Annotated in this window: 17 protein-coding genes and 1 riboswitch; of the genes, 5 read left to right on the forward strand and 12 right to left on the reverse strand. The window is 43.2% G+C overall.

Annotated elements, in window-relative coordinates:
- Positions 1-209: 209 nt before the first annotated feature.
- The 6 genes from EAE92_RS10090 to nudF all read right to left on the reverse strand — a co-directional run bounded on the left by EAE92_RS10090 (position 210) and on the right by nudF (position 7,565).
- A complete protein-coding gene (locus EAE92_RS10090; RefSeq protein WP_214067985.1) occupies positions 210-953 on the reverse strand; it encodes a 1-acylglycerol-3-phosphate O-acyltransferase in 744 nt (247 codons plus the stop codon).
- 30 nt (positions 954-983) lie between these two features.
- Positions 984-3,233 carry a DNA topoisomerase IV subunit A gene (gene parC, locus EAE92_RS10095; protein WP_214067986.1) on the reverse strand — a complete coding sequence of 750 codons (2,250 nt, stop codon included), beginning with the start codon at positions 3,231-3,233 and terminating at the stop codon, positions 984-986.
- Positions 3,234-3,276: 43 nt separating this feature from the next.
- Positions 3,277-5,172 (reverse strand): DNA topoisomerase IV subunit B, encoded by a 1,896-nt coding sequence (gene parE / locus EAE92_RS10100; RefSeq protein ID WP_214067987.1) that lies wholly within the window; start codon positions 5,170-5,172, stop codon positions 3,277-3,279.
- Between the two features lie 72 nt (positions 5,173-5,244).
- Positions 5,245-5,853 carry an esterase YqiA gene (gene yqiA / locus EAE92_RS10105; RefSeq protein WP_036808689.1) on the reverse strand — a complete coding sequence of 203 codons (609 nt, stop codon included), beginning with the start codon at positions 5,851-5,853 and terminating at the stop codon, positions 5,245-5,247.
- Between the two features lie 131 nt (positions 5,854-5,984).
- Positions 5,985-6,824 (reverse strand): 3',5'-cyclic-AMP phosphodiesterase, encoded by an 840-nt coding sequence (cpdA, locus tag EAE92_RS10110; protein WP_036808688.1) that lies wholly within the window; start codon positions 6,822-6,824, stop codon positions 5,985-5,987.
- Positions 6,825-6,923: 99 nt separating this feature from the next.
- Entirely contained in the window at positions 6,924-7,565 is a 642-nt protein-coding gene (nudF, locus tag EAE92_RS10115) for an ADP-ribose diphosphatase (RefSeq protein ID WP_036808686.1), read from the reverse strand.
- Between the two features lie 359 nt (positions 7,566-7,924).
- Between nudF and tolC the strand changes: the two genes are divergently transcribed.
- Positions 7,925-9,298 (forward strand): outer membrane channel protein TolC, encoded by a 1,374-nt coding sequence (tolC, locus tag EAE92_RS10120; RefSeq protein WP_105399012.1) that lies wholly within the window; start codon positions 7,925-7,927, stop codon positions 9,296-9,298.
- Between the two features lie 121 nt (positions 9,299-9,419).
- On the opposite strand, the gene EAE92_RS10125 is transcribed toward tolC, so the two are convergent.
- Positions 9,420-9,821, reverse strand: coding sequence for a DUF2628 domain-containing protein (locus EAE92_RS10125; RefSeq protein ID WP_214067988.1), 402 nt, complete (start codon positions 9,819-9,821; stop codon positions 9,420-9,422).
- 425 nt (positions 9,822-10,246) lie between these two features.
- Between EAE92_RS10125 and EAE92_RS10130 the strand changes: the two genes are divergently transcribed.
- The 3 genes from EAE92_RS10130 (at position 10,247) to EAE92_RS10140 (ending at position 12,699) form a co-directional block, all read left to right on the forward strand.
- Positions 10,247-10,951 (forward strand): DUF1190 family protein, encoded by a 705-nt coding sequence (locus EAE92_RS10130; RefSeq protein WP_040148865.1) that lies wholly within the window; start codon positions 10,247-10,249, stop codon positions 10,949-10,951.
- Between the two features lie 6 nt (positions 10,952-10,957).
- Positions 10,958-12,118, forward strand: a complete 1,161-nt coding sequence (locus EAE92_RS10135) for a glutathionylspermidine synthase family protein (protein WP_214067989.1) — start codon at positions 10,958-10,960, stop codon at positions 12,116-12,118.
- Between the two features lie 101 nt (positions 12,119-12,219).
- Positions 12,220-12,699 carry an Hcp family type VI secretion system effector gene (locus tag EAE92_RS10140; protein WP_036808674.1) on the forward strand — a complete coding sequence of 160 codons (480 nt, stop codon included), beginning with the start codon at positions 12,220-12,222 and terminating at the stop codon, positions 12,697-12,699.
- A 1,297-nt stretch (positions 12,700-13,996) separates the two neighbouring features.
- On the opposite strand, the gene EAE92_RS10145 is transcribed toward EAE92_RS10140, so the two are convergent.
- The 3 genes from EAE92_RS10145 to ribB form a co-directional block, all read right to left on the reverse strand.
- On the reverse strand, positions 13,997-15,280 hold the full coding sequence (locus EAE92_RS10145) for a DUF1835 domain-containing protein (RefSeq protein ID WP_214067990.1): 1,284 nt from the start codon (positions 15,278-15,280) through the stop codon (positions 13,997-13,999).
- A gap of 188 nt (positions 15,281-15,468) precedes the next feature.
- Positions 15,469-16,254 (reverse strand): 4,5-DOPA-extradiol-dioxygenase, encoded by a 786-nt coding sequence (ygiD, locus tag EAE92_RS10150; RefSeq protein WP_214067991.1) that lies wholly within the window; start codon positions 16,252-16,254, stop codon positions 15,469-15,471.
- A 194-nt stretch (positions 16,255-16,448) separates the two neighbouring features.
- On the reverse strand, positions 16,449-17,102 hold the full coding sequence (gene ribB, locus EAE92_RS10155) for a 3,4-dihydroxy-2-butanone-4-phosphate synthase (protein ID WP_214067992.1): 654 nt from the start codon (positions 17,100-17,102) through the stop codon (positions 16,449-16,451).
- Between the two features lie 154 nt (positions 17,103-17,256).
- A riboswitch (FMN riboswitch) is annotated at positions 17,257-17,433 on the reverse strand.
- A 136-nt stretch (positions 17,434-17,569) separates the two neighbouring features.
- On the opposite strand from ribB, the gene ubiK reads away from it, so the two are divergent.
- Complete coding sequence (gene ubiK, locus EAE92_RS10160; RefSeq protein WP_040148857.1) at positions 17,570-17,857, forward strand: ubiquinone biosynthesis accessory factor UbiK; 288 nt, start codon at positions 17,570-17,572, stop codon at positions 17,855-17,857.
- Positions 17,858-17,925: 68 nt separating this feature from the next.
- Here ubiK and EAE92_RS10165 read toward each other — a convergent pair whose 3' ends face one another.
- Positions 17,926-18,588: a DUF799 domain-containing protein gene (locus EAE92_RS10165; protein WP_214067993.1), complete on the reverse strand. Its 663-nt coding sequence runs from the start codon at positions 18,586-18,588 to the stop codon at positions 17,926-17,928.
- Positions 18,585-18,944, reverse strand: a complete 360-nt coding sequence (locus EAE92_RS10170) for a DUF4810 domain-containing protein (RefSeq protein ID WP_214067994.1) — start codon at positions 18,942-18,944, stop codon at positions 18,585-18,587. The genes EAE92_RS10165 and EAE92_RS10170 overlap by 4 nt, the downstream gene beginning before the upstream one ends.
- Positions 18,945-18,959: the final 15 nt, after the last annotated feature.

Raw genomic sequence — 18,959 nt, forward strand, 5'->3', positions numbered from 1 at the left:
TGAAGGGAATTAAACTATCTGAATGCATTACACGAATCTTTCCCATCCAGCGAAGTACATGTCATTTCCGACTAATAATAAATTGTGATCATGGAAAACGAACAAAAATCCTCACATATACTAAATATGTGAGGATTAAAGTACGTTTAAAAGCTATCGCCTTTGTCAGTCCCACACTTTATTATAAAAGAGTGGTCAAGAATAACCTGTTATGGGTACTTATCCTGTTTCTCCATTGCAGCCAATTCCTCATCCAGCTGCTCTATTTTAGCTTTCATTATCTGATGACAATATTCCGCCAGTTCACGCACCTGATCTTTGGTATATCCAGAAGTATCAATGGGTGGCAACATTTCAACAATGACTGAGCCATTATTCCAGCGATTCAACTTAATATTGTCATTAGTAATGGAAGAAACGCAGACCGGGACAATCGGTACTCCCGCCGAGATCGCAGCGTGAAAAGCACCGGTTTTAAACGGCAACAAACCTCGGCCACGACTGCGGGTACCTTCCGGGAACATCCAAACAGAAAGACGACGATTTTTAATCTGCTCCACAACCTGGGCAATCGTGCCATGTGCTTTAGCACGGTTAGCACGATCAATTAGGATATTACCTGCCAGCCAATAAAGCTGACCAAAAAATGGGATCAGCACCAGACTTTTTTTACCTACCGTCACAGTACCAGGCTGAACCGCATTGGACATGGTTATCATGTCATAGTTGTTTTGGTGGTTGCCAATGTAGATACTCGGACCATAATGCCTGGCTTCCGCAGGAATACGTTCAATAATTTTGACGCCAAATATTTTCGACAACCGACCAAACATATTACCAAACACCATAACATGGTCAGGATGACGTGGCCTGAATAAACAGTAAATAGCACCAGAGACACACACTACAATCGAAAACAGAATAACAATAATGCCGCGAATAATTGCTAACATAATCCCCTCTTATTTAATCCTACTATTTAGTTACGCAATAGCAGATGGTGTCTCAACCTGAACCCGTTCAATACGCTGCAACCCACGTGGTAGAGGGGTTCCCTTACGACCACGTTCTGCCCGGAATTTCTGAAGATCTTCAGGACGCAGCGTCAATTTACGCTTGCCAAAGTAAAGTGTAATAGACGATTGTGGCGATAGTATCAATAACCAACTCAACAGGTCATTTTCTGAGACTGACTGAACAGAAATTATCTTATTCCCTTTCCCTTTAGAAAGCTGAGGCAAATCTGCAACCGGGAACATTAACATCCGACCTGAGCTGGTTATTGCCAACAGCATATCATCCTGCGGGTGAGTTATTTCCAGCGGCGTCATGACGCGAGCATTTTCCGGCAAGGTAATCAGTGCCTTACCCGCTCGGTTTTTAGCGACCAAATCACTAAAATTACAGATAAAACCATAACCTGCATCAGAAGCCATCAGAAACTTCTGTTCATCAGGCGCCATCAATACATGCTCCACCGTTGCCCCAGCAGGTAAAGTCAGTTTCCCCGTCAGTGGTTCCCCTTGCCCTCTGGCAGAAGGCAAATCCCGAGAATCAAGCGAGTAACTGCGACCTGTTGTATCAATAAAAACAACCGGCTGGTTACTCTTACCTCGGGCTGCGCCACGGAAACTATCGCCCGCTTTGTAATTCAACCCGGCCGGATCGATATCGTGGCCTTTCGCACTGCGAACCCAACCCATCTCAGACAATACGATAGTCACCGGCTCAGAAGGCGCAATGTCATGCTCACTCATCGCTTTGGCTTCATCACGCTCTCTCATTGGAGAACGACGCTCATCGCCATAAGTGGCCGCATCAGCCACGATCTCTTTCTTCAACAGCGTGTTCAGTTTGCGCTCAGACCCCAGAATCGCCTGTAACTTATCACGCTCTTTTGCCAGCTCATTCTGTTCGCCACGGATTTTCACCTCTTCTAGTTTAGCTAAGTGGCGTAATTTCAGCTCAAGAATAGCTTCTGTTTGTGTCTCACTTAAACCAAAACGTGACATTAATACCGGTTTTGGTTCATCTTCACTACGGATAATGTGAATAACTTCATCAATATTGAGAAATGCGATCAGTAAGCCTTCCAGCACATGCAGGCGCTTAAGGACTTTTTCCAGACGGTGGTTCAGACGCTTACGAACGGTTTCCCGGCGGAATACCAGCCATTCGGAGAGGATCTCAACCAACCCTTTCACAGTCGGACGGTTATCCAACCCAATCATATTCAGGTTGACACGATAACTCTTTTCCAAATCTGTGGTCGCAAACAGATGATTCATCACCAGTTCCAAATCAACCCGGTTTGTGCGAGGGACAATAACCAGACGCGTTGGATTTTCATGATCCGATTCATCACGTAAGTCATCAACCATCGGCAGCTTCTTAGCCCGCATTTGGTTAGCGATCTGTTCCAACACTTTGGCGCCAGAAACCTGATGCGGCAGCGCAGTGATCACGACATTGCCATCTTCTTTCGACCAAACAGCACGCATCCGTACTGAACCACGGCCATTTTTATAAATCTTACGGATATCTTCGTGAGAAGTGATGATCTCTGCTTCGGTCGGATAATCAGGGCCTTTAACATGCTCCATCAAATCATCAAGGGAACTCTGCGGCTTATCCAGCAGCATAACCAGTGCGTTCGCCACTTCACGAGCATTATGGGGCGGAATATCTGTCGCCATCCCCACCGCAATACCGGTGGTGCCATTTAGCAAAATATTTGGCAGACGCGCCGGCAGCATTTTCGGTTCCTGCAACGTGCCGTCAAAGTTTGGCACCCAGTCAACAGTACCGTGGCCTAACTCAGTCAACAGCAACTCGGCATATTTGGACAGGCGAGACTCGGTATAACGCATCGCGGCGAAAGATTTGGGATCATCCGGCGCCCCCCAGTTGCCTTGCCCATCCACTAAAGGATAACGGTAAGAAAATGGCTGCGCCATGAGCACCATCGCTTCATAACAGGCGCCATCGCCATGTGGATGGTATTTACCCAGTACATCACCCACGGTACGAGCGGATTTCTTAAATTTGGCGGTATTGTTCAAGCCCAATTCCGACATGGCATAAACAATACGGCGCTGAACCGGTTTCAAACCGTCACCGATAAAAGGCAGCGCCCTATCCATGATGACGTACATGGAGTAGTTCAGGTAGGCGGTTTCCGTAAATGAGTGGAGCGGCAAACGCTCCACGCCATCGTGAGTTATCTCACTCATTCGTTAATTTCCTCAAAATCTTCTTTGACTATCCCTGTGGGTGTTACACTTCAATTTCTACACTATCGCCCTTCTCTTGCAGCCAGTTACGGCGATCTTCTGAACGCTTCTTCGCCAGAAGCATATCCATCACAGAGAAGGTTTCCTGATAGTTTTCATCATCGATAGTCAATTGCACCAGACGGCGGGTATTCGGGTCTAACGTTGTTTCACGCAATTGCATGGGATTCATTTCACCTAATCCTTTAAAACGCTGTACGTTAGGCTTACCCCGTTTGCGGCTTAGGCGATCCAGTACCGCGCTTTTTTCCTCTTCATCCAGTGCGTAATACACTTCTTTACCTAGATCAATACGATATAAAGGCGGCATTGCCATATAAACATGGCCATTTTTAACCAACGTTGGAAAATGGCGGACAAACAGTGCGCATAACAGCGTCGCAATATGCAAACCGTCTGAGTCTGCATCCGCCAGAATACAGATTTTGCCATAACGTAACTGGCTGAGATCGTGGCTATCCGGGTCGATCCCAATCGCAACGGAAATATCATGGACTTCCTGTGATGCCAACACTTCATCCGAAGAGACTTCCCAAGTATTCAGAATCTTCCCTTTCAGCGGCATGATCGCTTGATATTCACGGTCACGCGCCTGTTTTGCCGAGCCTCCCGCAGAATCGCCTTCCACCAGAAACAGCTCCGTGAAATTGAGATCCTGTGATGTGCAATCAGCCAGTTTCCCCGGTAACGCCGGGCCGCTGGTCAATTTCTTACGCACAACCTTTTTCGCGGCACGCATTCTACGTTGTGCGCTGGCGATCGCCAGTTCAGCCAGTTGCTCTGCCTCCTGAACGTTCTGGTTCAGCCACAAACTGAAAGCATCTTTAACAACACCAGAAACAAAGGCGGCAGATTGGCGCGAAGAGAGGCGTTCTTTTGTCTGACCAGCAAATTGCGGGTCCTGCATTTTTACCGACAGAACATAAGTACAGCGATCCCAAATATCATCGGCGGCAAGCTTCACGCCACGTGGCATGATATTGCGAAATTCGCAAAATTCACGCATTGCATCCAGTAATCCCTGACGCAGCCCGTTTACATGTGTTCCACCCTGCATCGTCGGGATAAGGTTCACATAACTTTCAGCCAGTAATTCTCCCCCTTCCGGCAGCCAAAGCAACGCCCAGTCAACCGCTTCGGTTATGCCACTGAAAGTACCGACAAAAGGTGCTGCCGGCAATGTTATCAGGCCATTAACCGCCGCCATGAGATAATCAGTCAGACCATCGGCATAACACCATTTCTGTTCTGTATCGTTGATCTTGTCTTTAAAAACAATTTCTACTCCCGGACATAAAACCGCTTTCGCCTTCAACAAATGAGTCAAGCGAGAAACCGAGAAACGTGGGCTGTCAAAGAAACTTTCATCAGGCCAGAAGTGAACACTGGTACCGGTGTTGCGTTTACCACAACTGCCTATCACTGTCAGTTCCTGCACTTTATCGCCATTTTCAAAAGCAATCTGATAAACCTGACTATTACGGCGAACAGTGACTTCAATCCGCTTGGACAAAGCGTTAACCACCGAGATCCCCACACCGTGGAGGCCACCAGAAAATTGATAGTTTTTATTCGAAAATTTACCACCGGCATGTAAACGGCTCAGGATCAATTCAACCGCTGAAACCCCTTCTTCTGAATGAATATCAACCGGCATGCCGCGGCCATCATCAATGACCTCCAGTGACTGATCGCTATGAAGGATCACTTCAATATGTTTAGCGTGCCCCGCCAAAGCTTCATCCACGCTGTTATCGATCACTTCCTGTGCCAAATGGTTCGGACGAGTTGTATCAGTGTACATTCCCGGACGACGGCGAACCGGCTCCAGACCACTGAGAACTTCAATGGCATCTGCGTTGTAACTAGATTGAGTCATGTTGTAATTCTGTTGGTTGCTTCTTGATTAAAGGGCTAATCAGTTTTGTATACTGTTGATAATACCAGTCGTTCAAACATTTTTGGCAAGTTTTTTCTCACCATCATTAGAAAGCCCAAGAAAATTGATGATTTGTGGGAAATAGTGTTCAAACCCGATAAAGGCATGATTACCGCCAGATTCAATAGTTTGCTTACATAATACCAGATAAGCAACCGCCTGGCGGTAATCAAGTACCTCATCTCCGGTTTGCTGCAATAACCAGATAAGATCCGGTGACTCCAGAGGTTCAATCTGCATGATTTTGAGATCATGAACATGGCGCGGTTCCAACGTATATCGTTGGTTGGTATAGGGATTAATATTTTCCCCAAGATAATCCCGCAGTAACTCAAACGGACGCACGGCTGGATTGACAACGACAGCAGGCAAACTGAAACATTGTGAAAGCCATATCGCCAGATAACCACCGAGAGAAGAGCCAACGATACCCAAATTATCCCCGGCGCGCTCCATCACCAAATTTTCCAGCAACTCAGCCGCTTCTTCCGGATAAGGCGGTAACTGAGGCACCAGCATTTCAATGTCAGGATGATGCTGATGCAGCCACGCTTTTAGGGCATTTGCTTTTGCAGACTGTGGGGAACTGTTAAAACCGTGCAAATAGAGTAACGTTGACATCAGGCCGTGCTCCTCAATTGTGCGTAAATACCACCGGCCACTACACTCCTGTGCAACAAGCCACAAATGGTGAGGCTTGATAAATCCAATAAACAGAGAGTAACACAGCGGCACAAAGAGACAAACACAACCTAATATCCATCCGAATCTAAATCAGGGCAGAACTCATTGCTCTCCAGTCGATGGACCTGAGTTGTCAGACCAAATTCGCCACGGTCAGAAATAGACAATTCGAGATAACGCCACCCCGGCGCGACCGTATCAAGCGTAAAATTAGTGCAATGTGGCTTGAATTGCACGCTTGTTGATGGTGTCGCCATCATACGGATGCCATTCCAATCCATATCCATCTCCTGATGGATATGTCCACAAAGCATCGCCTTAACCCGTGAGTAACCTTGCAGATACTGGGCCAGAATATGTGAATTGCGCAAACTATGCTGATCCAGCCAAGTACAACCTGATGGTAATGGATGATGATGAAGCAGGATCACCGTGTAACGTTCAGGGTACTGATCCAGGCACTTTTTCATCCATTCAAGCTGATATTCCGACAACTCCCCATGAGGAACGCCCTGCACCTGACTATCAAGCATCAGAAGTTGCCAGTGCTTACCGACTAAAATTTGTTTCGACGGAGAAACGCCAGCCGCCGCCAAGGCATCCACCATCGCGGGCTGGTAATCATGATTACCCGGCAACCAGACACAAGGCGCCGGTAAACGGGCAATACCATCAGCGAAATGTCGATAAGCTTCCAGCGACTGATCTTGCACCAAATCACCTGTCGCTACGATTAAATCAATATCAGCATTTTGCTTGAGGACGGCATCCAGCACCGCCTGGTAACTGCGATACGTATTGATACCCAATAAAGTATCTTCTTTGCTGGCAAAAAGATGCGTATCTGTTATTTGCAATATTTTGGCTGTGGTTCCCTCTACCACAGGCAGTTCAAACTGGCTTTCCAAATGGTTTCCTTGTCCTATAAGTCATCGGCGAGCATCATAACTCGTTTTAACGCAAGAGATCTGCTGACTGGCACACACTTCCCTTTTCTCGGTTAAAAATTAGGAATTATCTGAATTCCACTCTTTTTTTAATTTTTCATGGTGTAATGCCAGCCATTGTATCGCAATAACGGAAGCAGCATTATCAATAATTCCTTCTTCCATCCAATGATAAGCTTGTTCACGACTGACTACATGCACCCGAATATCTTCATGTTCACCAGATAATCCATGAATACCCGTCGCTGTCGTAGCATCCACTTCCCCCACCATCACAGAGATACGTTCAGTTGTTCCTCCTGGGCTGGAGAGATAACTCAACACCGGCTTGCAACGTTTAACTTCAATTCCTGCCTCTTCCATTGTTTCGCGGCGTACCACCTGTTCCACCTCTTCGCCCTCTTCAATCATACCGGCAACAATTTCCAGTAACCACGGCGTTGCTTTCGTCTCTATTGCCGGAATACGTATCTGCTCTATCAACACAACCTCATCACGACGTGGATCATAAGGCAACAACGCACCGGCATGGCCCCGCTCAAAAACTTCACGGCTAACCTCTTCACTCCAACCACCAGCAAACAAGCGATGACGGAAGCGGTAATTTGTCAGTTTAAAGAACCCATTGTATAAACTTTTTTTCGTGATAATTTCCACATCCTGCTTATCTAATATGACTGGTGTTGACGGCTTCTTATGCATAAAATTCTCCTAAATAGTTTCTTACTTGCTAGCCACTAAGATGATATTAATCAAGCGGAGTTAAAAAATTCATCCTTTGGTGGTGTAAAGTTAAGCTAAATTAAGGCAATATGGCACAAACGGCTACCTTTGGCTGATAGCATACTCTGCTAGAATCAGTAACATTTCGTTTTTCACCAAGGCAACATAAGAGTCTATCCCAATAGGCGTAATTGGTGCAGGCCGTTCTTGTAATTGAACAGTGAACTCGGGCAGCGGGCAGCCCCCAGAGCATTCACTCTTTATTACAAAGCATGGCAAATAAAATAGCCTAATGGGACAGACAACGAGCAAAATAGCTGTGCAATCAAGGAATTACAATGAAGAAACTGCTCTCCATTTTTATCGCTATGAGCCTGACGGGATTTAGTTCGATGAGTCAGGCGGAAGATCTTTTGCAAGTTTATAAGCAAGCAAAAGAGAGTAACCCTGAACTACGTAAATCAATGGCTGAACGTAATAAAGCTTTTGAAAAAATTAATGAATCCCGTAGCCCATTATTACCTCAGTTGGAATTAAATACCGGATACTCCTATAACAGTGGTTACCGCGATCAACGTGATACAGAAAGCAATACATTGAATGCGAAGCTTGGCTTGAGTCAGACCATTTTTGATATGTCTAAATGGCGCCAATTGAACTTAGAAGAAAAAACGGCAGGTATTGCTGATGTTACCTATCAAAGCAGTGAACAAAAACTGATTCTGGATAGTGCGACAGCTTATTTCAAAGTACTGCGCACCATTGATACGCTCTCCTACATTGAAGCTCAGAAAGCGGCCATTTACCGCCAGTTGGACCAAATGACTCAACGTTTTAATGTCGGTCTGGTTGCAATTACTGATGTCCAGAACGCCCGTGCTAATTATGATGACGTACTCGCTCAGGAAGTTGCCAAACGTAATGATCTGGATAATGCATTGGAAGCCCTGCGTCAGGTAACGGGGATTTATTACCCGCGGTTAGCCTCGCTAAATATTGATCATTTCAAAATACAGAAACCAGAAGCGGTAGATATTCTGCTAAAAGAGGCAGAGAAACGTAATTTAAGTTTATTATCTGCTCGTTTAGGTCAGGATCTGGCCCGTGAACAAATCAAAGCGGCCCAAACCGGCCATATGCCAACTATTGATTTAGGCGCTTCCACCAATGTTTCAAATAGCCAGAATCATGCACCAGGCAGATCAAACAACTATAGCGGTGAAAACAGCGTCGGCCTGACACTTCGTCTGCCAATTTATAGCGGCGGCGCCACCAGTTCCCGCGTTGAACAGGCACAATATGGTTTTGTCAGCGCCAGCGAACAATTAGAGAGTGCTTACCGTAATGTTGTACAGACTGTCCGTTCTTCCTTTAACAACATATCTGCTTCCATCAGCAGTATCGACGCCTATAAACAGCTTGTTGTTTCTGCTCAAAGCTCACTCGACGCAATGGAAGCGGGTTATCAAGTTGGTACACGTACCATTGTTGATGTACTGAATGCCACGACAACGTTATACGATGCCAAACAGAAGCTATCCAATGCTCGCTATGATTATCTGATTAATCAACTGAATATTCAGCATGCACTGGGTACGCTAAACGAGAAGGATTTAGTTGCTCTGAATAATTCGCTAGGTAAACAGCTCTCAACTTCCGCTAATAGCATTGTTCAAGAAATAGCAACGCCAGAAACATCTGTTCGTAACTGATTCAACCCTTCACTTTCACTAATTAACGGCCCGCCATAAAGCGGGCTGTTTTATTTCCAATCAGCAGCAATTTACTCCGAAAGAAAATCCGATATTTACCTTAATGCAGAAAATATATAACTCAGAAAAGTCCTTCAAATGGATTCCAGCTCTTGCTATTCACTGTTTCTTTCAAATAATAAGCATAATTAGCAGTAGTACTCCATATTGCCGAAAAACTAAACTGAACTGCCAAAATAGTAGCAAAAGGAAGCTCAATCCCCAGAACGCCTTCCATAACCCCCAATATCATCATCACTACAACAGCAATGCCAAATAACGTCAGATTTTTCCGCCATAATCCTAGAACAAAGAAGTAAATAAAACCAAAAAAGAAGGCAATAAAATTCATGTTCAACAATATACGACGCATAGAGGGTTCTGCTTTCATGGCAGCTTTATGCTCAGGCGTTTTGGGAGCACCATTTTTTTCAAAGAATGCAAAACGCGTCTGCCACTTTTCTGGATATTGAATTTTATCCATGCTACTTAATTCCTTAATTAAAATAGAAAATACAACACCAATAATATAATAATTCCTGTTATTAATTTAAGATTATATTCCTAGGATTATTTTCTGGAGATATAAAATAGAGAATATAATTAGTAGATTCACTTACATCATCATGTTACATATTCAATCACCCTTAATTTACCGTAATTAATGGATTTCAGATTAATACCATAAAATATTAATTACAGCACTATTTTTCTAAAAAATGGAGGTTTTTCAACATTAAAACCAGATTAAACAGAACACCAGACACTCAATATCCGGCAATCCCTTTATCAGACAAAAAATCAGGCTAGCAATTTGAAGGTTTATGCTTTAATTTTGTTCATATTTCCCCTATCCTTAAGACTATTTCATGCAAGAATTATAGACACCTAAAATCTGGGTATACGACTATGACAATAAAGCGGACCAAAGATATTAACCACGGCACCTTCCGTAAGGCTTGGCGTAACTATCGCCTTGCACCTGTGGCAATGGCTGTCAGTGCGGTTTTCATGTTATCTGCCTGTGAAAAGAGTGATGAAACTGTCTCTCTTTACATGAATGCAGATGAATGTTCTAAAGCCAATCCATCACAAAGTGAGCAATGTACTACTGCTTATAACAATGCGTTGAAAGAAGCGGAAAAAACAGCGCCTAAATATGCCACCAAAGAAGACTGTATTGCTGAATTTGGTGAAGCACAATGTACTCAAACCCCGGCACAAGCTGGCCCTGGTACCTCTACTTCCAGTACCTCCACCAATGGCCAAGCTCAGGCACAGCAGCAAAGCGGCAGCTTCTGGATGCCGCTGATGGCAGGTTATATGATGGGGCGTCTAATGGGAGGCGGTTCAGCGCCGTCACAACCTCTGTTTAGCTCTAAATCCGCCACCAGCCCGGCAAATGGTCAATTCGTTGATGCGTCGGGTAAAAGCTATGGCCCAGCAACCGCAGGTGGTCGTTCCATGACAGTGCCTAAAACGGCTATGGCGCCAAAACCAGCAACAACCACAACCATTACCCGTGGCGGTTTCGGTGACTCTGTTGCAAAACAGTCAGCTATGCAACGCAGCAGCGCCTCTTCTGGCTCCACATCTCGTTCAGCGGGAGGCTAACCAAGGATGAAACGTATTGCTATTACTGAACGCCCGGATTGGCGTGAAAAAGCGATAGAATATGGCTTTAATTTTCACACCATGTATGACAAACCCTACTGGTGTGAAGAAGCTTATTACCAGTTTTCGCTTGCCCAAATTGAAGAAATCGAGGCCACCACTGCTGAACTGCACCAAATGTGTTTACAAGTAGTGGAGAAAGTTGTCGATAGTGAAGAGTTACTGACTAAGTTTCAGATTCCAAAGCATTGTTGGGATTTTGTTCGTAGCTCCTGGATTACCAGTCAGCCATCACTCTATTCCCGTTTAGATTTGGTTTACGACGGTAAAAGCCCGGCAAAATTGTTGGAAAATAATGCTGATACACCAACTTCGCTATATGAGTCCGCTTTTTTCCAATGGATCTGGTTAGAAGATCAGATGAATGCCGGGTTACTACCAGCACATGCCGATCAATTCAACAGCATGCAAGAGCAATTGATCGAACGCTTTGCTCAGTTGCGTGATGAACATGGCTTTGGCTTACTGCACATGGCCTGCTGTCAGGATACGGAAGAAGATCGCGGTACTGTTCAATACTTGCAAGATTGTGCGCTGGAAGCGGGTGTTCCAACTGAGTTCTTATTTATTGAAGATATCGGTCTGGGGGAAAAAGGCCAGTTTACTGACCTGCAAGACCAGGTGATCAGTAATTTGTTCAAACTCTACCCTTGGGAGCTGATGTTCCGTGAGATTTTCGCGACCAAATTAGAAGATGCTGGCGTTCGTTGGTTAGAACCCGCCTGGAAAAGTATTATCTCTAACAAAGCATTGCTACCAATGTTGTGGAAGATGTTTCCAAATCATCCAAACCTGCTACCCGCTTATTTCGCCGATGATAATTATCCGGCAATGGAGAGCTATGTTATTAAGCCGCTGTTCTCACGGGAGGGGGCTAATATCCGTATTATTGAAAATGGCAAGGAAATTGCCAATGTTGATGGCCCTTATGGTAAAGAAAGTATGATCGTTCAGCAATTTCATACACTGCCAAAATTCGGGGACAATTATACGCTAATTGGTAGTTGGCTGGTGAATGATCAACCTTGCGGTATTGGTTTACGGGAAGACAGTAAACTCATAACTCAGAATTTATCCCGCTTCTACCCACATATTATTTTGGATTAGTTCTCAATAGGGAGGAATGAGGAAAATACCCAAAACTCCTCCCTTAAATATCCAGTGAAGAAACTTTGTACCCTTATAAATTTATAATAAAGGTAAATACTATGGCGAACACAATATATTTAACTATTACAGGTAAGAAACAAGGACTTATATCCAGTGGTTGTTCTACCTATGATTCCATTGGCAATAAATATCAAACTGGTCATGAAAATGAAATTTATGTTTACTCATTTGACCACGATATCAGCAGAGAACAGAATGTTAATCATGCACCTATCTCAATCACTAAACCTATAGATAAGTCATCTCCTCTATTAGGCATAGCAATATCAGAAAATGAATCTATCAATTGTAGATTAGATTTTTATAGAACATCAAATAATGGTGCTCAGGAAAAATATTATTCAATTGAAATTATGCACGCCTCGATAAAAAGCATATCCACCCATTATCCTAATTCACTTACCCATAATGACGCACAGCCCTACGAAATAATATCCATTGCCTATGGCAATATAACATGGAAACACCATATTGCAGGTACATCTGGTTATAGTATATGGGATGAAAGGGTCAGTTAAAATTAATATATTGGGGAGAAACCCCCAATATATTTTCAATTATTTTATCTCTTTTGAAAAAACCAATATTAAACATTTATTTCCTTTATGAATAGTTTTCATAATATCAAACAATAATTAGAGCTTATTAAACTCATTTAACATTTTCAGCGAAGGTTAATGCTAAGCAATGTTCTTTTTTCTCATTCTCAACTACAGACGATTTTGACAATATAAAAGAATCATCATATATAGTCTCAAAACCTTTCATATACCATATTTCATCATTATTTACTGTATAACCAGTTGATTTCATATAATTAATCATTCTATTATAGATATTATCCATGTCTATCAAATCACAAAAATAAACGGAGCTATATATCGGCGATGATTCATCATTAGGATAATATTCAAAAAAAATAATTTTTAGAAATACGAGGAGCTTCTTTTATTTTTTCATTAGTAAGAAGATGATACTTTAAAAAATCACTTTCTTTATAAAGAACATTAGGCATCATAAATAACCATAAAAATACACATATACAAGATAACGCCATCATTAATATCATCACTATTTTTATGGTTAATTTCCTCATAATTTCAGGCCATAAATCGTTGTAGGTTTATAATGACTAATAACAATATCTTTTTCATAAGATATTTATCAACAGGTCCATAATAACCCCATATCTTATAGTCATATTCTTTATTTTTAGGCTTTGTTAAAGACATATAATTTCTTGGTAATACAGACTTATAGAAACCGAGTAAATTTGAAACCAAATCTTCGCAACTAAATTCACTATCACTAAAAACGGGAAAAGAACGAGTTTGATTATAAAGTTTCAAACTCCAATGAAACACAATACATTATTGAATGTAAAAACACGTCATAGCCAATTTACTTATCTTTGACTACGGACGTAAAATCAGACCACTGTTCAATACGGAACGCACGAATGTTTCAAGAAAAATAGCGATATCACGCCTTTCACAAACCTACGTTTTCAAAAACAAGGAAATAGTATTCCTCGCTGTTTTGTCTTGCCTGTTACCGATCAGGTAGTCCATTTGCCTTACCGACAGCAATGCCGAACCGATCCACCATTACACACTTAATGCCATCCTTCGTCATGGCGGCTCAACCTCTGCGAGATCTAGAACCACGCCGTCGCTATGTGACTTTAATTACAGTGATTCTCATTTACGGCTTTTTTCGCTCGCACTCTATTAATCTACTCATGAATCTTTAACATATTTCAATCTACAACCAAAGTTTCAACAAAACCTGCATCTTCAACTTTAGTTTGACATATCAATCTGAAAATATCAGAGTTCTCCGTTGCTGATCCCAACGCCAACAAGATTGATCTCCCGTGATACACACACCTCCCAACCAACGCTCCAAGGGAAAACTATCCATCCAATCCCGCTTATTAGACAATAATTCCTGACCAAACTGCGTCAATATCAATGTTAAAGACCCAGAGTCAAAATATATCGCGGATTCTGGTGAAAGGCGCAGATTATCAATAATGGCATCAAGCATAATATCTCCCAACCAAGGCAGAGGTTCATGATGCTCTGTCAGTTGCTGAAATAATTGCTCATTTGTACAAGGCTGCTCCGCCAAAATATTCAGCACTAATTGCTCTGTCAAACCCAATCCATTATCAAATGAAGGAAATTCCTGACAATGACGAAGTAATGCCTGAGAGAGGTAAGGAAGCTCATGCGCTACTTTTCCTACCATTTCAATTAAATGTGAAGGATTATCTGAACGAAACTGCTCCCAAACTTCGCTCCCCAATTGACACTGAATAGCCGTAACTGGCTGGCGATTCTGCCACAACAGAAGCAATGATTCCTCAGGCAACTGCCCAAGCCCAATAAACCGCCTGCTGCCAGGGTAATGATTGACTGTCACCATCTCCAGTAATGACGCAGGATATCTATTAAAATGCGCCAAGCATCGGGCGAGAGTCAATTGGTCATAGCTATCATGCTCAAACCACAGTACGACGCGCTGATATTTGGCAGAAGCAGATAACAAAATTTGCTCTTCCTGTTCACGCTGATAAATAAGTTGATTCTGATTGACACCAATCCGTGCAACATAATGTTCAGAAAGAAATTTTACCCGTTTCGATAACCAACTCTTATCTGACACTACCGGCCCTTGGCAGAATGGATCACTGTAGGCCAAAAAGTCTCCGCGAAAGCCTGCCAGAGTAAGATTGTTCTGGATATCAGATCCGCAACGAATATGTAGCGTCGAAAGTTCATGATCTGGTGTTAAGCCCTGTGTTTGGATCGCTATTCGGGCCTGTTCCATCGCTGTCACATGGGCTTTCAATTTAGACCAACTCGGAAGTCCCAGTTCACGGGCAATTATCCACTGAGCATCACTCAATCGATTGTGCTGTTGAACCAATTCATCTTGCGTTAAATGCGGATAATGGCGACGAAAACGCTCAATTGCTTCAGGAAATGATTGTCGCAATGCATTACGCAACTCTTTTGCCCGCTTACGCTGCTGCTCAAGAGTAATTCTAAATGGTGAAGGGGAAAATAAAGACGAAGCTCTGGGTTGAGTCATGATCGCAGCCCTTTTCTAAAATCTGTGTCCGCCAATCAGACAGAAAAGGGAAGCCATACGGCATATCGTTTCAATGATCATGGGCGCAGCCCTTTCCGCGGACAAGGTGGCGATGATCTCGCCGTCGGTCATCCTAACAAAAGGAGAAAGGGCTTTCAATCAATATGAAAGCCACAGAAGTTAACTATTCAACCAACCTGCACAGACAACATACTCAGCGAACCAGACTCAAGACCATCTACAGGAATGGAAACCGCTTCTTTCCTATCCCACGTTCCCATGATATACAGCAACGGTAAAAAGTGTTCAGGAGATGGATTGGATAACTGCCCCTCTTCCCTGTCCAGTGCATGAATCAAAGGATAAGGTTGCTCATAACTGGTAAGGTTATCACGCACATAATGGTTAAATGATTCTGCCCAAGGATATGGTTCAGCATTAGGTTCCTGCCTCTTCATGGTACGAAGATTGTGTACCACATTACCACTCCCCAAGATTAAAACACCTTCATCTCGTAAAGCAGCCAGCTTTTTCCCTAATTCATAATGGTACGTCGCTGGCTTGGCATCATCTATACTCAGTTGAATGACTGGAATATTGGCCTGAGGATACATCTTAACCAGAATTCCCCAAGTCCCATGATCCAACCCCCATTGATGATGATCAGCATAAACTTCCACAGGTTCCAGCATCTCTTGCACTAAAGCGGCCAGCTCAGGAGAACCCTTGGCCGGATACTGAATTTCATACAACTCCTGTGGAAAGCCTCGAAAATCATGAATAGTCCTCGGTTGATTCATGGCGGTTACTGCTGTTCCATTGGTATACCAATGAGCAGAAATCGCCAAAATCGCTCTGGGTACAGGCAGTCTTTCACCAAGTTCACGCCACACATTGGTATAGCGATTTTCTCCCAGTACATTCATTGGACTGCCATGACCAATAAACAGTGCCGGCATTCTGGAAATATTCATAACGACCTCCCACACCAAATATAGGTAATTTTAATACTTGCGGACAGGTTACGCCTTTCAGATCAGCAAAACAGTGGGCTAACGGTGATGGAGTTTTTCAAAAAAATTGAAAAGTCACAGCTTGCGTAAACTGTGACTTTAGAGAATATGTAGGTTATAACTGATATTTCGTCCGTTTATCAGACAATTACGACTCAGCTTGCTTTCTGTTCCATTGCCTGGCGATAAATTACCAGATCTTCAATAGTGACTACCGGCATATTATGCAGTTTCGCAAATTGCACTACCTCAGGAGTACGCGCCATTGAACCGTCATCATTGGTTAATTCGCACAATACACCAGCCGGTTTAAAACCAGCCAAGCTGACTAAATCAATTGCTGCCTCAGTATGTCCCTGACGAACCAGCACTCCACCAAGTTGAGCGCGTAGTGGAAAAACATGCCCCGGACGGTTCAAATCACTGGGTTTGGCATTATCTGCAATCGCAGCACGAATAGTCGTGATACGGTCAGCCGCAGAAACCCCTGTCGTCACTCCCCGAGCTGCCTCAATGGTTACGGTGAATGCTGTTTGAAACGGACTAGAGTTATTTTCTACCATCATGGGTAATTGTAATTGCTGGCGGCGCTCTTCTGTCAGACATAAGCAGACAATACCACTGCCATGACGAATAGTCAGTGCCATTTGCTCTACAGTCATTGTTTCGGCCGCAAAGATAATATCACCTTCATTTTCACGATCTTCATTATCCAGCACCATCACCCCTTTTCCATCACGCAAAGCGTTAATAGCGTGTTCAACACGTTCTGATGATGTGCCATATTCAGAAAGTAGCGTCTGATTCATGGTAAAGAAACCTCATTAAAATTTATGGATTACCAGAATCAGGGCGGTCTTGAGGAGTTCTCGCTATAACATCACGCCGTAACATTAATATTATTAATATCATGTGTGAATACCATAGCCGGAACAACAGACGAGCACAAAGCCCGACAGATGCCGTTATTCTCTCCCATCCGGACTATCACCGTCGGCTCCAGAGTTACACTGGATCTGCTGACCTCCGCTTTATCATAAAGATAACTACAAACGGAGCGCTCGCGGGCTTCACTATACCATCCATAAGATAGCCTAATGTTACCGCCGGTGGGGACTTTCACCCCGCCCTGAGATAAGCTAGTGAACTATAACGCTAATATTTGCCGGCGGCAATCAACAAAATCAAATGTGAAACCTGGCTCACAATGGCTTGTGGTTTTACTATCTGGTATTACACTATCCAGAAATTATTTATGTCATAAAAAGGATGCATCATGCTCGATCCCAAAAAAATTGAACAAATTGCCCGCCAGATCCAGGATTCTTTACCAAAGGGGGTTAAAGAGTTTGGTGGTGATGTAGAGAAAAAATTACGGATGATTTTGCAATCCCAACTTGGCAAGCTTGATTTAGTGAATCGTGAAGAATTTGATATTCAAACTCAGGTTCTGTTACGTACCCGTGAAAAATTGACCGCGATGGAACAACGTTTAAGTGAATTGGAAGCGAAGTTTGAAAATAAAAATACCCCATCTGCTGATAACATGGCAAAAGAAGAATAATTATTACTATACATAAAAACAACCGTGATAATGAGCAGAATGTGATATCTGCTCATTATTATTAGAGATTAATGCTGCTGGTTTTCTTTACCGTAATGCTCAGAACGTGGGCCATACAGCAAACTATGACTACCACCGGCCGTCAGTAAGCGGTTACCTGTAATGCCAGCAATTTCATGGCCTTTATCCATGATGGTATTAGCTATCTGTGAAACTACAGCAGACACCAACATACCAACAAGACTATTCGAATTGTTTTGATTTTCAGTTGATGAAGCCGTTGCACGGCCGTACCACAGTTGCTTGCCACTACGCAAATCCACCAGCTTCGCGGAAGCCGTTACACGAGTATCGCTGTTGATAATCTGATATTGCGTACCATATTCCTCAATATCCAAATAGAGCGCTGAATCGGCACCGAAAATATCATGCAATTTTTTGTAACTGATATTCTGAACATCCTGTGCGGCTGTCACACCATTTTGCTGAAATGTCTCTTCCACAACAGCAACCGGAAAGACATAATAGCCAGATTCCGCCAATGGATATGTCACATGAGAAATTAGGCTGTGCCCTGCTTTAACTTCCACAGATTTGTTTACCGCCGGCAGAACCAGAATGGATTTCGGTTTGCTTTCTTTAAATGCAGTGTAATCATAAGGAACAGATTTACTACACCCTGTCAGCACAAATGCCGCCAGTAGACTTAACGCGACGAGAATACGGTTCATTGCATAGTTCCTTTATTTTTACTTAATAAAAAGTCCATAAATGGCGCTGACTCAGGAAACAATTTTTTCTCTATTTCAAACTGATGGAACGCTTCTGAAACACGACCTGTTTTGCTATAAAGCAGACCAATCTGTGCATGCAGACCAGGTGGTACAGGTTTATCCTTCGCTTTAGCCTTTTCAATGACTTGCTGCAAAGCCTGTAACTGCTCTTCAAACCCTATCTTATCCTGCTGATAATACTGATAAATTGTAGGTTGGTATTTATCCCACTCATAAATTGTTTTTGGCTGCGCGGCACAACCCGCTAAAGCCATAGCTGCCAGCAATAAGCCCGCTTTTTTCATTAATATCATGAACATATATCCCTA

The organism is Photorhabdus hainanensis, assembly GCF_018448965.1.
GTDB classification, from domain to species: Bacteria; Pseudomonadota; Gammaproteobacteria; order Enterobacterales; family Enterobacteriaceae; genus Photorhabdus; species Photorhabdus akhurstii.

Excerpts from the sequence above, each read along its gene's own strand:
- ygiD (WP_214067991.1), bottom strand. The coding sequence starts at position 16,254 with ATGAATATTTCCAGAATGCCGGCACTGTTTATTGGTCATGGCAGTCCA.
- tolC (WP_105399012.1), top strand. The coding sequence starts at position 7,925 with ATGAAGAAACTGCTCTCCATTTTTATCGCTATGAGCCTGACGGGATTT.
- EAE92_RS10170 (WP_214067994.1), bottom strand. The coding sequence starts at position 18,944 with ATGATATTAATGAAAAAAGCGGGCTTATTGCTGGCAGCTATGGCTTTA.
- nudF (WP_036808686.1), bottom strand. The coding sequence starts at position 7,565 with ATGCATAAGAAGCCGTCAACACCAGTCATATTAGATAAGCAGGATGTG.
- ubiK (WP_040148857.1), top strand. The coding sequence starts at position 17,570 with ATGCTCGATCCCAAAAAAATTGAACAAATTGCCCGCCAGATCCAGGAT.
- parC (WP_214067986.1), bottom strand. The coding sequence starts at position 3,233 with ATGAGTGAGATAACTCACGATGGCGTGGAGCGTTTGCCGCTCCACTCA.
- parE (WP_214067987.1), bottom strand. The coding sequence starts at position 5,172 with ATGACTCAATCTAGTTACAACGCAGATGCCATTGAAGTTCTCAGTGGT.
- ribB (WP_214067992.1), bottom strand. The coding sequence starts at position 17,102 with ATGAATCAGACGCTACTTTCTGAATATGGCACATCATCAGAACGTGTT.
- EAE92_RS10145 (WP_214067990.1), bottom strand. The coding sequence starts at position 15,280 with ATGACTCAACCCAGAGCTTCGTCTTTATTTTCCCCTTCACCATTTAGA.
- EAE92_RS10125 (WP_214067988.1), bottom strand. The coding sequence starts at position 9,821 with ATGGATAAAATTCAATATCCAGAAAAGTGGCAGACGCGTTTTGCATTC.
- yqiA (WP_036808689.1), bottom strand. The coding sequence starts at position 5,853 with ATGTCAACGTTACTCTATTTGCACGGTTTTAACAGTTCCCCACAGTCT.
- EAE92_RS10135 (WP_214067989.1), top strand. The coding sequence starts at position 10,958 with ATGAAACGTATTGCTATTACTGAACGCCCGGATTGGCGTGAAAAAGCG.
- EAE92_RS10130 (WP_040148865.1), top strand. The coding sequence starts at position 10,247 with ATGACAATAAAGCGGACCAAAGATATTAACCACGGCACCTTCCGTAAG.
- EAE92_RS10090 (WP_214067985.1), bottom strand. The coding sequence starts at position 953 with ATGTTAGCAATTATTCGCGGCATTATTGTTATTCTGTTTTCGATTGTA.
- EAE92_RS10140 (WP_036808674.1), top strand. The coding sequence starts at position 12,220 with ATGGCGAACACAATATATTTAACTATTACAGGTAAGAAACAAGGACTT.
- EAE92_RS10165 (WP_214067993.1), bottom strand. The coding sequence starts at position 18,588 with ATGAACCGTATTCTCGTCGCGTTAAGTCTACTGGCGGCATTTGTGCTG.